The sequence below is a fragment of the Paenibacillus rubinfantis genome, from assembly GCF_001486505.1.
In the GTDB taxonomy this organism is placed as follows: domain Bacteria; phylum Bacillota; class Bacilli; order Paenibacillales; family Paenibacillaceae; genus Fontibacillus; species Fontibacillus rubinfantis.
This window is the reverse complement of sequence record NZ_LN909065.1, coordinates 519,641-533,622: the sequence shown is the minus strand read 5'-3', so window position 1 is coordinate 533,622 and position 13,982 is coordinate 519,641. Positions and strand designations below refer to the sequence as shown.

The window sequence follows — 13,982 nt, the reverse complement described above, 5'->3', positions numbered from 1 at the left end:
CTGATTGTCGCCTGTGAAATCGTTAGTGAGGTGCCAAATCAATGAACATAGAAGTGAACGCCATTTTTCAGATTGCGGGCATCGGTATCATTATCGCCATGATTCATACGGTGTTGAAGCAGATGGGCAAAGAAGACATGGCGCATTGGGTGACGCTGATCGGGTTCGTAGTCGTCCTGTTTATGGTCATCCGGCTGCTTGACAGTCTGTTTCAGGAAATCAAATCGATCTTCTTATTCCAGTAGGTGAGCGCTCCGTGGAAATCATCCAAATTGTAGGCCTCGGGCTGATCGCAACCGTGCTGGTCCTGGTCGTCAAGGAACAAAAGCCGATGTTCGCTTTCCTCATCGCTGCAAGTACGGGCGTTCTGATTTTTCTGTATCTGATCGGCAAAATCGGCGGGATCATCGAGGTGCTGGAGGATCTGGCGGAGAAATCCGGCGTCCAGATGATTTATCTGAAGACGATTCTGAAAATTATCGGCATCGCCTACATCGCCGAGTTCGGCGCCCAGATCGTCCGGGATGCCGGGCAGGAGAGCATCGCCAGCAAAATTGAAATGGCGGGAAAAGTGCTGATCATGGTGCTTGCCATTCCGATCATCAGCATTATTATCGAAACGGTCATCAAGCTGTTGCCGGCTTAGCAGACTGCATTGCATCAGATTGGGGAGAAGGACTTATGCTCGCTACGAATGAACGATGGCGCGGCCCTACGCTGCTCTTGATCTTCCTCGGGATCCTGCTGTTTTGGTACATGCCCGTCATCGCCTCCGCCGAAGGGGAAGGAGACAACTGGATCCAGCGGCAGGCCGAGGAGCTTCCCACCGATCAGGTCGAAACGTATTGGCAGCAGTTGATGAAGGAGTACGGCGGATTTTTTCCGGATCAGAAGGTTCCATCCTTCATGGATATGCTCTTGCAACAGGATCAAAGCTTCAGTCTAAAGTCGGGGCTAAGCGGCCTGATGCGGTATATGTGGCACGAAGTGCTGTATAACGGGCACATTCTGGTGACCATCGTGCTGCTCTCCATCTTCAGCATGATTCTGGAGACGTTGCAAACGGCGTTCGAACGCAAGCAGGTCAGCAAGGTCGCATACTCAATTTGCTACATGGTGATTCTGGTGCTTGCGATCAATAGCTTCCATGTCGCGATTACGTATGCCACGAATGCGATCAGCGGGATGATCGACTTCATGATGGCGATGGTGCCGCTGCTGTTCACGCTGCTGGCCTCCCTGGGTAATGCGGTGACGGTGACGGTGACCCACCCGTTGGTGGTGTTTATGGTCCATGCGGTGGGGACGGCGGTGCATACGGTGGTGTTCCCGCTGTTGTTCTTCTCGGCCGTGCTGCACATCGTAAGCTCCTTATCCGACAAGTATAAGCTGACCCAATTGGCCAATCTGCTCCGAACGGTGAGCATGGCTTTACTGGGAGTTCTGCTCACCGTCTTCCTCGGCGTGATCTCCGTGAAAGGTATCGCCGGATCGGTGGCGGACGGAGTTACCCTGCGGACGGCCAAGTACTTGACCGGCAACTTCGTCCCTGTCGTCGGCAAAGTGTTCGCGGACGCCACGGACACGGTCATCTCCGCTTCCCTGCTGGTCAAGAATTCCATCGGCCTCGTGGGGGTCATTATCCTGCTGTTCCTCTGCGCCTTTCCGGCAATCAAAATCATCACGCTGGCGCTGATCTTTAACCTGGCAGCCGCGGTCATGCAGCCGCTTGGCGATTCCCCGGTTATCACTTGCCTGGAGACGATCGGCAAGAGCATGCTGTATGTTTTCGCCGCCCTGGCCGCGGTGGGGATGATGTTCTTCCTGGCCATCACGATTATGCTGACCGCGGGGAACATCACCGTCATGATGAGGTAACGCCGGGGGACAAGAACGATTTCATAAGGGGTGGTGATCATGCGTGGACTGGCTGGCGGGATGGCTGAGAGAAATCATCTTTATCGTGCTGATCGCGGTATTTATCGATTTGCTGCTGCCCAACCGTGCGATGGAGCGCTACGTCAAATTCGTGGTCAGCCTGCTGATCCTCCTGACGCTGCTGTCCCCGGTCATGCGATTCTTCTCGGCAGATGCTAAGGACCAGCTCGAGGCGGCGTTTGCGACCAGTTGGGACGGACTGGGGAACGATTCTGCGGGCCAAAGCACGGAGGTAATTCTGCAGCAAGGGGAGAAGTTGAGGCAAAAGCAGGAGTCCGAAGCGCTGGCTTGGGCGGGCGAGGAGGCGGCAAGGCAAATGAAGGAGCAAATCGAACGGTCGACAGGACAGCAGGTGGACCGGGTCACTGTCAAGCTGAGAACGGAACCCGTAAAAGCGCCAACTGGAGCCGACGCAACACATCCGCTTGCCGCTGAGCCGGTTATCTCTTCCGTTGAGGTGGTCATGGCGCAGGCCAAGCCGGAAGGGGACGCTGCTCCCGGTGCAGCTGGACGGGGGCCGGAGGTATCGATCGCACCGGTGGAAAAAATAAAAATCAGCGTCAACACAGATTCCGGCAAGGCCGGGGACGCAGAAGGCCAGAACGAAGCGCAAAGCAGTGCGGTGATGGCCGGCTCCGGAGATGAAGCGGGGGGCGAAACCGACCCAGAGGCAAATGCGAAATCCGGGGGCAAGCCGGCGACTATCCAACTGGTTGTGCAAATCGAAGAGCTGCTCCAGCAGAGCTGGGGTGTAGATAAAGAAGCAATAACGGTCCTCGGGGCCGTGAATCCAAGCGAAGATCATGCGGGGAGGTGAAGAAAGTGCCGGGATGGCTGAAGAAACTGGAGCAATGGCTTGGCCGAGGAACAGAAGGCAAAAAAACCATAAGTACGTTTCGTTGGCTGCTGATCCTCGGGCTGGTCGGGATCGCCATTATGCTGTTCAATTCCTTCGTAAATGTAAAGCAGCTCGAGCCTAACGGCGAGGGGAGCCGCGAGCCGCCGATGATGCAGGATCTCGCCGGTTCGGCCGGACTTGCGGGAGGTGCGGGGGACGATGATTTCACCAGCATCGAAATGACGCTCGAAGGCAAAACGAAAGAGATCCTGGAGAAAATCGTCGGCGTTGGTGCGGTCGACGTGCTGGTAACGATCGATTCGACGGAGGAAATCGTGGTTCAGCGCAACGTTAAAGACTCACAGGAGTTAACGGAAGAAAGCGACGCGGACGGAGGGAAACGGCACATCACCCAATATACCCGGGACGGTGAGATCGTCACCTATGAGGCTTCCGGCAGCGAGCAGCCGATCGTCACCAAGAAGATCAAACCGAAGGTTCGCGGCGTGCTGGTTGTCGCCCGGGGAGCCGAGAACAAAACGGTGAAAAGCTTGATCGTAGACGCCGTTGAAAAGGGATTGAACGTACCGGCATACCGAATCTCCGTCGTCCCGCGCAAGCAATCTCAATAATCGATCAACCGGAATCATGTAGCAGTTCGTTCATTTAAATTTTGAGGAGGAATCCCATTATGAAATCCAAAAGACAAACGATTTGGCTGGTTTCCATGCTGAGCTTGATGGTCATTTTATCTGCGTATTATCTGTTTACGGAAGACAGTCCGCAGGCGTCGACGCCAACCGACGGACAGCAAGTGAGTACAACCAATAACGGGATGAGCGGAAACGCGACAGGAGATGACGTGATTCTCTCGGAAGTGACAACGGATGGCAGTGAAAACAGCAGCGTCATCACAGATGATGCCGCTGCAGCGGATCAAACGGAACAAGCAGTTGGGAACGAAGACAGCGAGAAGCCTGACGCGGCGATGCAAGAGGAAGCTACCGCTAACAGCGATGCTGCCGCTAACGGCGATGCGCAAACGACGGATACCGGTAAGGCTACGGAAGGCACCCCGGCAACGGACGGGGGTCAGAAGCAAGCTGCGACGGATGAGGATGTGTTGAGTCAACTGGAAGCCCAAGGCGTCTCCTCCACAGACACTCTAAATGCTTACCAATTCGCCCGTACTCAGGAAAACATGAAGAAGCAAGAAGAGCTGATGCAAGCGATTAGCGAGAACGAATCGCTGGAGGCCGCGGCGATGGCCCAACAGGAATTAAGCGCTCTTGAAGAAAAGGAAGCGAAGATCTACGACATTGAGGAAAGATTGAAACAACAATATGCGAATGCCGTCGTACAAGAAGCAGACGACAAATATAAAGTCGTCGTCGTGAGCGAGAAGATGGAGGCCAAAGAAGCCGTAAGCATTATGGACCTGGTGATCAAGGAACTGGGCGTATCCCAGGATAAAGTCAGCGTACAATACGTGACGCAATAAGGGTTTCTTGCATAGCTAAATAGCGAACCGATAGGTTCCCATTGCGGGAAGAGTCCGAGGTAACTTGGACTCTTTCCATTTTGATCGATTATGATATAATACATAAAGTTATGAGCCGAGAAGGCTTATGGTTGAAGGCCAAGGCTTTTCCTACAAAGCTGAAGGAGAGAGTGAGAATATGTTTAAGTTGAGTGAAATCAAAGAATTGATCGAACTGCTGGACCAAACGTCCGTGCATGAATTAGAAATCGAAAATGAAGGCGCTCGCTTGTGCATCCGCAAGAACGGGGTGAGCGAAGTCGTTCACGTGCAGCCAATGCAGGCGGCGGCTGCTCCGGGATTTGTTCCGGCCGCCGTATCTGCGCCAGTTGCCCAAGAAGCCACGCCAGCTCCTCAAGCGACGGAAGCCGCGCGTTCCGCTGCGCCTGAAGCTAACTTACATACCATTGCTTCGCCGATGGTTGGGACGTTCTATCGTTCCTCGTCACCGGAAGCCCAACCTTACGTAAACATCGGCGACAAGGTCGGCGAGAAGACGACGGTTTGCATCATTGAAGCGATGAAGCTGATGAACGAGCTGGAGGCGGAAATCAAAGGCGAAATCATCGACATCCTCGTGGAAAACGGGCAGATGGTCGAATACGGACAGCCTCTCTTTTTGGTGAAGCCGGAGTAAATGAAGGAGTACCGTCCCTAATGCACCAGCAAGGGCCGCTACCCTAGCTTTCCAAAGGAGGATACGAGAATCTCATGAAATTTCACAAAGTATTGATTGCTAACCGCGGCGAGATCGCCGTACGGATCATTCGCGCTTGCCGCGAGCTGGGGATTTCCACCGTAGCGGTCTATTCCGAAGCGGACAAGGATTCGCTGCACGTACGTCTGGCCGATGAGGCCTATTGTATCGGACCTACGCTGTCCAAGGACAGCTATTTGAATTTAACCAACTTAATGAGCGTTGCGACGTTGACGGAGTGCGACGCGATTCATCCCGGATATGGATTCCTGGCTGAAAACGCTGACTTCGCGGAAATTTGCGGCTCTTGCAACATTACGTTCATCGGTCCCTCTCCGGAAGCGATCACCCGCATGGGCGACAAAGCGATGGCGAAGCAAACGATGAAGGAAGCCGAGGTGCCGGTCATTCCCGGCTCAGACGGCCTGATCGAGGATCTGGACGAAGCCGTCATGGTCGCGCGCGACATCGGTTACCCGGTTATCATCAAGGCGACCGCCGGCGGCGGAGGCAAAGGGATCCGCATCGCCGACGACGAGGAATCGCTGATCAAGCAAATTACGACGGCCCAGCAGGAAGCGCAAAAAGCGTTTGGCAATGCCGGCGTGTATTTGGAAAAATATTTGACCGGCATGAAGCACGTGGAAATTCAAATCATTGCCGACAAGCACGGCAACGCGGTTTATCTGGGCGAACGCGATTGCTCGGTACAGCGCCGCCGCCAGAAGCTGGTCGAAGAAGCGCCTTGTCCGGTGCTATCGCCGGAGAAACGGCAGGAGATGGGCGAAGCCGCGGTTCGGGCCGCGCTGGCTGTGAACTATTCCGGCGCGGGAACGCTGGAATTCCTGTTGGGTCCGGACGGACAATTTTATTTCATGGAAATGAACACGCGGATTCAAGTTGAGCATCCGGTTACTGAAATGGTTACCGGCGTTGATTTGATCCAGGAAATGATCTCCGTGGCCGAAGGCAATCCGCTTTCCTTCACGCAAGAGGACATCCAACTGAACGGCTGGTCGATCGAGTGCCGGATTAACGCCGAGGACCCGTCCCGCAACTTTATGCCGTCCCCAGGGAAAATCGGCTTCTATTTGCCGCCGGGTGGACCGGGCGTTCGCGTCGACAGCGGCGCTTATCCGGGATACATGATCTCGCCGCATTACGATTCGATGATCGCCAAACTGATCGTTTGGGCCCCTACGCGGGAAGAAGCGATCGCGAAAATGAAACGGGCGCTGTCCGAATTCGCCATCGAAGGCATTCATACAACGATCCCCTTTCACCAGAAGCTGCTGGAGCATCCGACGTTTATCAAGGGTGACTTCGATATCAAATTTTTGGAAGAAAACGAGATATAGAAAGCTTCCGCGAGTTTGTCATAATGAACCCAAAATGATATAGTATGTATAATAAGTGCGCGGTATCTATCGCTAGAGCAGCGTCATACTTATTGAGAGGTGGATGAATAGAATGAGCACTTTGCCAACGGAATTCGAACGTACGGATATTGGTGAAATTCAAATTGCCCCGGAAGTGATCGAAGTGATTGCCGGACTGGCTACCGTTGAGGTGAAGGGCGTTGCCGGAATGAGCGGCGGATTCGCCGGCGGCATTGCCGAATTGTTGGGAAGAAAGAATCTTTCCAAAGGCGTTAAGGTGGAAGTCGGCCAACGCGAAGCTGCGGTAGACGTATCCGTGATCGTCGAATACGGCAACCGTCTCCCGGAAGTCGCCTCGGAAATCCAACGCAACGTGAAGCGCTCCATCGAAACCATGACGGGGCTGAATGTCATCGAAGTGAATGTACATATTCACGACGTCATTTTCAAAGCATCCGAACGTGTGGAAGAAGTGGAAGCGACCCATCGCGTGAAATAACGATCGTAACGAACCCCCGACCGCTTCTCAGGTCAGGGGTTTACTGTAATTTTCAGCTGGGACAAGCTGAAGCAAACCTCTATTAAGGAGGCAATACCTGTCGTGGCCAAAATTTTAGACCGAATTCTGATGTTTATTTACAGCTTGAGCATCGCGATCCTATCTGTTTTCGTCATTCTATTGCTTACGGATGCGGTTCCTCTGAACCTGGAGCTCCTGGATCGGCAACCGTTCTATGTCGGTACCTGGGTGGTAGCGATCGTATTGCTGCTTATCAGCATCCGCGTTTTTTACATATCGATCAGCAGGGACCGCAGCTCAGCAACCTCGATTGACCAACGCAACGAATACGGGGATATCCAAATCTCGGTGGACACCATTGAGAACCTGTCCTACAAAGCGGCTTCTCGCGTGCGTGGCATCAAGGAAGTGAAGACGCGGATTCGAATCACCGAATCCGGACTCGAAATCGTGGTACGTGCACTCGTTGACGGAGAGACATCGATCCCGGCGCTGACGGAGGAAGTTCAGAGACAGGTCCATGATCATGTCGAGGAAATTACGGGGATTCCCGTATCCTACGTGTCGGTTTACATTGCGAATCTGGTCCATTCCCCGGTCATCAAAAGCCGGGTTGAATAGGGGTGAGCAGCGGGGTGTTCTGGAAACAATTGTGGGAGAGTCACAAAGGACGCCTGCTTGGTATAGCGGCGGCCGTGTTTTTATGCCCGATCTATCTGTTTTTCGGATTTTGGAATATGTTGTTCTGCGCCTTGCTGCTGTTTATCGGGTATACGATCGGCAAGCAGAAGGACTTGGAGGGAGGCCCGCTGTTACCCTGGAGTATGATTTGGGAATGGCTGTCTACACGTTGGCGTCCTTTTAAATGAGATTTCTAATTCCTCATTACCGTTTCCTGTGATAGGCTTACTCCGGAAAAGAGCTAGGAACGTGTTCTTGCCCCTTTTGTGGAGTAAGCGGATTACGGGTCTTTTTTTGTGTAAACGGAAGTGTGTGAGTTTGGCGCATTTGGTGATGATTGTGGCGGTTTTGGTCCATGCTGAAGGATAGGCGCAGGTTGAGGGTTAAAGCGTAGAAATTTTTAGGAGGAAACAGATGAAACGGCGTTTGGCGAGAGAGATTGCGGTACAAAGCATGTATCAGATGGAAATGAATGAAGTGGACGCAAACGAAGCGGTAACGATGCTGCTTACGGAAGCGATGGAGGAGAACGAGAGCGAGGTTGAACTTTCCGACGTGGATGCCACCCGTGCTTTCGTGCTGGAGCTGGTGAACGGCACCTGGGGGCGGAAAGACGCGATCGACGCCTTGCTGGAGGACTATTTGAAAGGCTGGCAAATCAGCCGTTTGTCCAAGGTGGACCGGCAGGTGCTGCGTCTGGCCACCTACGAAATGATCTTCCGCGACGACGTGCCGGGTAAAGTGGCCGTCAATGAAGCGATTGAGCTGTCCAAGCATTTTGGAACCGCGGAATCCGGGAAGTTCGTCAACGGTGTGCTCGGTAAAATGATTCAAGATCTAGACCAGTTAAAAAGCAAACGATAAAATTCCATTTTAGGGTAGAGGAGAGGACAAGCATGACGGCACCAATCATTAACGGAAAACAAATTTCGGAAGAAATTCGCAAGGATTTGCGCGAAGAGGTAGAACGGCTGGCAAAGCAAGGCTTTACGCCGGGGCTGGCGGTCGTGCTTGTCGGTGAGGATCCAGCTTCGCAGGTGTATGTGCGAAATAAGGAGAAAGCCTGCCACGACCTGGGCTACTATTCGGAGGTTCACCGCTTGTCGGCGGAGACGTCGCAGGAGGAGCTGTTAGCCCTGGTGGACAAGCTGAATCATCAGTCCAATATCCACGGGATCTTGGTGCAGCTGCCGTTGCCGAAACATATCAATGAAAAAGCCGTCATCGATGCCATTTCCGTAGAGAAGGACGTCGACGGTTTCCATCCGGTGAATGTCGGCAATTTAATGATCGGCGATGATAGCTTGTTGCCTTGCACGCCGGCAGGGGTCATCGAGCTGATCAAACGCACAGGGGTCGAGCTCGCCGGGAAACATGCGGTAGTCATCGGCCGCAGCAACATTGTAGGCAAGCCGGTTTCCTTGCTCTTGCAGCGGGAGAACGCAACGGTCACCATGTGTCATTCGCGTACAGCCAATATGAAGGAATTGACCCGCTTGGCGGACATTCTTGTCGTCGCCATCGGACGTGCGAACTTTGTGGACGCTTCTTACGTGAAGCCGGGCGCCGTAGTCATCGACGTCGGGATGAACCGCCTGGACAACGGCAAGCTGGCTGGGGACGTGGATTTCGAAAGTGTGAAGGAAGTTTCCGGTCCGATCACCCCGGTACCCGGCGGCGTTGGCCCGATGACAATTACGATGCTGATGCAAAATACGCTGATTGCGGCGAAACGGCTGCAAGGGTTAGCGTAAATAGGGTTATGTCCTTTTCCCGAGGAAAGTGTGGCAAAAACCGCTTCATGAGGCAGTTGGCGATCAAATAAAGGAAAAAAGTTCCCTTATTTTTTCGAATAGGGGCATTATGCGCCGAATAAGGGTACAAGTTTCCCTTATTTCTCGGAAAGGAGGCGGCATCTTTGGATCAGCAGCGGATTTTGACGGTGAAGGATTTGAACCGCTACATCCGAATGAAGCTGGAATCGGACCAGGTGCTCACCGACGTTTGGATTCGCGGTGAAATCTCCAATTTCACGCATCATTCCAGCGGACATATGTATTTCACGCTGAAGGATGCGGACAGCCGGATCAAATGTATTATGTTTGCGTCGCACAATCAACGGCTGCCGTTTCGGCCCAAGGAAGGGACGCGCGTCATCGCCCGCGGCAACGTCTCCGTCTACGAGCGGGACGGGCAGTACCAGTTCTACGCGACGCATATGCAGCCGGACGGCGTAGGCAGCCTGTATCTGGCCTTCGAGCAGTTGAAGCAGAAGCTGGATGCGGAGGGCTTGTTCGCTCCCGGACGCAAACGGCCTTTGCCGCGGTTCCCGAAGACGATTGGCGTTGTGACTTCGCCAACCGGCGCGGCGGTCCGCGACATCTTGACGACGCTGGGGCGGCGATATCCGCAAGCGGAAGTGATCTTGTACCCCGCGCTCGTCCAGGGCAAAGGGGCGGCACCGTCGATCGTGAAGGCGATTCGGACGCTGAACGCGATGGGGGAGGCCGACGTGCTGATCGTCGGCCGCGGCGGCGGCTCGCTCGAGGAGCTGTGGGCGTTCAATGAGGAGCAGGTCGCGCGCGCGATCTACGAATCGGCGATTCCCGTCATCTCGGCCGTTGGCCATGAGACGGATTTCACCATCGCCGATTTCGTCGCCGACCTGCGCCAGCCTGCTCCAGCACGCGGAGCGGCTGGATCGGCTGTCCTCGCGGCTGACCGGGCGCCTGCAGACGCGCCTGCAATTGGCCGGCGCGGCCCAGGATCGCCTGCACCAGCGGCTCCTGCGCTTCCATCCTCAGGAAGCGCTACTGTTCGCAGGGCGACGGCGGCGGGAGGCGGATCGCCTGCTGCGGCAGGCCATGCAAGGCATCCTGCGGGAGAAATCCAGCCAGTTGGCCTCGGGGATCCGCCATCTGGATGCGTTAAGCCCGCTTAAGGTGATGGCGCGGGGCTACAGCCTCGTTTACGATGAACAAGGAGAACGGCTAATCAAATCGCTGTCGGACGTCGATCCCGGCGATCGTATCACCGTGAAAGTGACGGACGGAGAACTGGATTGTCAAGTTTGGGGCATGAGGCCGGAAGGAGCGGGAGAAGATGAAGGAACAGGAAGCTAAGGTTAATGCGGAAGCGCAGCAACCAGAACTGAATTTCGAAGAGGCGATGAACCAGCTGGAGGACATCGTGTCCCAGCTGGAGCACGGCGACGTACCGCTGGAGAAGGCGATTGACCTGTTCCAGCAAGGCATGCGGCTCTCGCAAATCTGCGGCCAGAAGCTGGCCCAGGTGGAACAGAAGATCGAAATGATCGTAGAAGAAGACGGGGCGGTCGAGAAACAGCCGTTTCAGCCGCCGCTGGGCGAAAGCGCAGATTTCTGAGGGAGCGGTGATCTAGTTGCGGCAGCATTTATCTTTAGAGGAGTATATGAAGGAAATTGGGGAGGTTGTCACTTCCCGGTTATCCTCTAGCCTTCCGGTTGCATGGGAAGTGCCGGAAACCTTAAGCCGAGCGATGGATTACTCGCTGATGGCCGGAGGGAAAAGGCTGCGGCCGCTGCTTGTCGTGGCTGCGGCGGAGGCGCTCGGCGCGAGTCGGGAAGCGGCATTGCCCGTCGCCTGCGCCGTGGAAATGATACATACCTATTCGCTGATCCATGACGATCTTCCGGCCCTGGACAACGATGACTTTCGGCGGGGCAAACCAACGAATCATAAGGTGTTTGGGGAAGCGATGGCGATTTTGGCCGGGGATGGCCTGCTGACGCATGCTTTCTACAGTGTAGTCCAAGCGAGCCGCGCGCACGGGGTGCCGGCGGAGGCGGTGCTTGCGATTGTGGAGGATTTGTCGCGATATGCCGGACCCAGCGGCATGGTGGGCGGCCAAGTGGCCGACATGCAAGGCGAGCAGGGGGTAACCGACTTGAATCAACTGCGCTATATCCATGAGCACAAAACCGGTGATTTGATCGTGTTCTCTGCGAAAGCCGGGGGACATCTTGCTTCCGGCACACCGGAGCAGCTGGGGGCCCTGGAGTGTTACGGTCGGGCATTGGGGCACGCTTTTCAAATTCAGGACGATATCCTCGATTTGATCGGTGACGAAAGCAAGCTCGGCAAAAAAACGCAAAGCGACGTTAAACAACAGAAGGTGACCTATCCTTACTTTATCGGGATCGAAGCTTCCCGCGCTGAAGTCGATCGGCTGACGCGCGAAGCGAAGGAGGCTGTGTCAAGCGGGATGATCCCGTACCCGCAGCGACTGCTTGAAATCGCCGATATGTTGCTTCGACGGGACCATTAAGGAACCTGAGCCTCAAAGCGAAATCAGGGAAAAATGACTCAGTCATCCGCTGCAAGTGATTTCGACATCAACGTGACATATGGTATAATGAAGGCTATTATCATCTATTGCAATGAAGAGCCGGTTTTGGAAGCCGGCTTTTTGAACCATACATTAAGGAAAGCGGGGAATGGCTGTGCTGCTTTCGCAAATACATGAGCCTGCCGATCTGAAAAACTTGTCCATGGAGCAATTGACGCCGCTCGCTGCGGAGATCCGCCAGTTCTTGATTGAAAAGCTGTCGGCAACCGGCGGGCATTTGGCTTCGAATTTGGGCGTGGTGGAATTGACGATCGCCCTGCACTATTGCTATAACAGTCCGCAGGATAAATTGATCTTTGACGTAGGTCATCAGGCGTACGTACATAAAATGTTAACCGGGCGGATGGACCAGTTCGACACGCTTCGTAAACATCAGGGATTATGCGGGTTTGTAAAGCGGAGTGAGAGCGAGCATGACGTGTGGGAAGCAGGGCACAGCAGTACCTCGCTTTCAGCGGCCATGGGGATGGCGCTGGCCCGGGATTTGAAGGGCGAGTCCAACCGAGTGATCGCGATTATCGGGGACGGTGCGTTGACCGGCGGAATGGCGTTTGAAGCGCTAAATCATATCGGTCATGAGAAAAAGGATCTGATGGTGATCCTCAACGACAATGAAATGTCGATCGCTCCCAATGTCGGAGCATTGCATAATTACCTGACCAAAATTCGGTCTGACCGCAATTACTTGCGGGCGAAGGACGAAGTGGAGCAACTGCTCAAGAAGATCCCGGCCATCGGCGGAAAAGTCGCCAAGACCGTGGAACGGGTCAAGGACAGCCTCAAATATTTGATGGTCTCCGGCGTTTTGTTCGAGGAGCTGGGCTTCAAGTATCTAGGACCGGTTGACGGCCACGACTTACCGGGGTTGATCGACTCCTTCAAACAGGCGAATAACGTAAGCGGCCCTGTTCTCGTGCATGTCCTCACGACCAAAGGCAAAGGATATACACCGGCGGAGCAGGATTCGCATAAATGGCATGGCATTACGCCGTACAAAATCGAATCCGGTCAGTTGCTGAAGGCGGTTGGAAATCCGATGTATACGGAGGTATTTGGACAGACGCTTATCGAGCTGGCTGAGCAGGACGAACGCATCGTAGCCGTGACGCCGGCCATGCCGGGCGGTTCCGGGCTGGTTAAGTTCGGGGAACGTTTTCCCGGTCGCATGATCGACGTTGGCATCGCGGAGCAGCATGCCGCCACGATGTGCGCCGCAATGGCGATGGAAGGCATGAAGCCGGTGTATGCCGTGTATTCTACGTTTATGCAACGGGCGTACGACCAGATCGTCCACGATATTTGCCGCCATAACGCCAACGTGATGTTTGCCATTGACCGGGCCGGATTTGTCGGCGCGGACGGCGAGACCCACCAAGGGGTTTACGATATCGCTTTTATGCGGCATATTCCGAATATCGTTTTAATGATGCCGAAGGATGAGAATGAATTGCGCCATATGATGAAGACGGCGCTTGAATATAATGAAGGGCCGATCGCCTACCGCTATCCGCGGATTAACGTGCCCGGAGTAGCGCTGGATCCCGAGCTGGTGCCGATTCCAATCGGATCCTGGGAACAGCTGCGCGAAGGTGACAGTCTGACGATCATCGCGATCGGGCCGATGGTGCAGGTTGCGGAAGAAGCCGCGGATATGCTGAAGCGGGAAGGCGTCTCCGCCGCGGTCGTCAACGCCAGATTCCTGAAGCCGCTGGATGCAGATATGTTGCGTCGACTGGCGCAGGGCAACGGTCAGATGATCGTGTTAGAAGAAGCCTCGCAAGCCGGAAGCTTGGGCAGTGCGATTCTGGAGTTCTACGCTGAGCAAGGGATCAGCGGGCTCGATATCCACCTGATGGGGATTCCGGACCGGTTTATCGAGCATGGCAGCATTAAGGAGCAGCTAGAGGAAGTGGGCCTGACGGCCGAGAATGTTGTTCGTGAAGTGCAAAGATTCCGGAACGGTCAGCACCTGGCGTTAGGCAAAAAAGTAAATTATTGACGG

The 13,982-nt window shown here is 54.5% G+C and carries 16 protein-coding genes and 1 pseudogene; all 17 read left to right on the top strand.

From position 1 onward, the window contains the following. Window positions 1-41 precede the first annotated feature (41 nt). The 17 genes and pseudogenes from spoIIIAC (at window position 42) to dxs (ending at window position 13,979) form a co-directional block, all read left to right on the top strand. Entirely contained in the window at window positions 42-245 is a 204-nt protein-coding gene (spoIIIAC, locus tag BN3277_RS13930; RefSeq protein WP_009225775.1) for a stage III sporulation protein AC, read from the top strand. 11 nt (window positions 246-256) lie between these two features. After that, a complete protein-coding gene (spoIIIAD, locus tag BN3277_RS13925; RefSeq protein WP_059043602.1) occupies window positions 257-646 on the top strand; it encodes a stage III sporulation protein AD in 390 nt (129 codons plus the stop codon). Window positions 647-681: 35 nt separating this feature from the next. Further along, window positions 682-1,878 (top strand): stage III sporulation protein AE, encoded by a 1,197-nt coding sequence (gene spoIIIAE / locus BN3277_RS13920; RefSeq protein ID WP_059043601.1) that lies wholly within the window; start codon window positions 682-684, stop codon window positions 1,876-1,878. A 43-nt stretch (window positions 1,879-1,921) separates the two neighbouring features. Continuing rightward, window positions 1,922-2,755: a stage III sporulation protein AF gene (gene spoIIIAF / locus BN3277_RS13915; protein ID WP_059043599.1), complete on the top strand. Its 834-nt coding sequence runs from the start codon at window positions 1,922-1,924 to the stop codon at window positions 2,753-2,755. Window positions 2,756-2,760: 5 nt separating this feature from the next. Continuing rightward, window positions 2,761-3,408 (top strand): stage III sporulation protein AG, encoded by a 648-nt coding sequence (gene spoIIIAG, locus BN3277_RS13910; RefSeq protein WP_059043597.1) that lies wholly within the window; start codon window positions 2,761-2,763, stop codon window positions 3,406-3,408. Between the two features lie 59 nt (window positions 3,409-3,467). Continuing rightward, on the top strand, window positions 3,468-4,277 hold the full coding sequence (locus BN3277_RS13905) for a SpoIIIAH-like family protein (protein WP_059043596.1): 810 nt from the start codon (window positions 3,468-3,470) through the stop codon (window positions 4,275-4,277). A 178-nt stretch (window positions 4,278-4,455) separates the two neighbouring features. After that, on the top strand, window positions 4,456-4,953 hold the full coding sequence (gene accB, locus BN3277_RS13900) for an acetyl-CoA carboxylase biotin carboxyl carrier protein (protein WP_059043594.1): 498 nt from the start codon (window positions 4,456-4,458) through the stop codon (window positions 4,951-4,953). A 74-nt stretch (window positions 4,954-5,027) separates the two neighbouring features. Beyond that, a complete protein-coding gene (gene accC / locus BN3277_RS13895) occupies window positions 5,028-6,371 on the top strand; it encodes an acetyl-CoA carboxylase biotin carboxylase subunit (protein ID WP_059043592.1) in 1,344 nt (447 codons plus the stop codon). Between the two features lie 112 nt (window positions 6,372-6,483). Beyond that, window positions 6,484-6,891 (top strand): Asp23/Gls24 family envelope stress response protein, encoded by a 408-nt coding sequence (locus tag BN3277_RS13890; RefSeq protein WP_059043591.1) that lies wholly within the window; start codon window positions 6,484-6,486, stop codon window positions 6,889-6,891. A gap of 102 nt (window positions 6,892-6,993) precedes the next feature. Next, complete coding sequence (gene amaP / locus BN3277_RS13885; protein WP_059043589.1) at window positions 6,994-7,533, top strand: alkaline shock response membrane anchor protein AmaP; 540 nt, start codon at window positions 6,994-6,996, stop codon at window positions 7,531-7,533. 14 nt (window positions 7,534-7,547) lie between these two features. Further along, window positions 7,548-7,781: a DUF2273 domain-containing protein gene (locus BN3277_RS13880; protein ID WP_059044810.1), complete on the top strand. Its 234-nt coding sequence runs from the start codon at window positions 7,548-7,550 to the stop codon at window positions 7,779-7,781. Window positions 7,782-8,007: 226 nt separating this feature from the next. Continuing rightward, window positions 8,008-8,457, top strand: a complete 450-nt coding sequence (gene nusB, locus BN3277_RS13875; RefSeq protein ID WP_059043587.1) for a transcription antitermination factor NusB — start codon at window positions 8,008-8,010, stop codon at window positions 8,455-8,457. Between the two features lie 32 nt (window positions 8,458-8,489). Then, window positions 8,490-9,347, top strand: coding sequence for a bifunctional methylenetetrahydrofolate dehydrogenase/methenyltetrahydrofolate cyclohydrolase FolD (gene folD, locus BN3277_RS13870; RefSeq protein WP_059043584.1), 858 nt, complete (start codon window positions 8,490-8,492; stop codon window positions 9,345-9,347). Window positions 9,348-9,562: 215 nt separating this feature from the next. Continuing rightward, window positions 9,563-10,715, top strand: a pseudogene (gene xseA / locus BN3277_RS13865) (exodeoxyribonuclease VII large subunit). After that, on the top strand, window positions 10,696-10,977 hold the full coding sequence (xseB, locus tag BN3277_RS13860) for an exodeoxyribonuclease VII small subunit (RefSeq protein WP_059043582.1): 282 nt from the start codon (window positions 10,696-10,698) through the stop codon (window positions 10,975-10,977). The pseudogene xseA and the gene xseB overlap by 20 nt, the downstream one beginning before the upstream one ends. A 46-nt stretch (window positions 10,978-11,023) precedes the next feature. Continuing rightward, window positions 11,024-11,899 carry a polyprenyl synthetase family protein gene (locus tag BN3277_RS13855; protein WP_059044805.1) on the top strand — a complete coding sequence of 292 codons (876 nt, stop codon included), beginning with the start codon at window positions 11,024-11,026 and terminating at the stop codon, window positions 11,897-11,899. A 169-nt stretch (window positions 11,900-12,068) separates the two neighbouring features. After that, window positions 12,069-13,979 (top strand): 1-deoxy-D-xylulose-5-phosphate synthase, encoded by a 1,911-nt coding sequence (gene dxs / locus BN3277_RS13850; protein ID WP_392396631.1) that lies wholly within the window; start codon window positions 12,069-12,071, stop codon window positions 13,977-13,979. The last annotated feature ends 3 nt before the right edge of the window (window positions 13,980-13,982 follow it).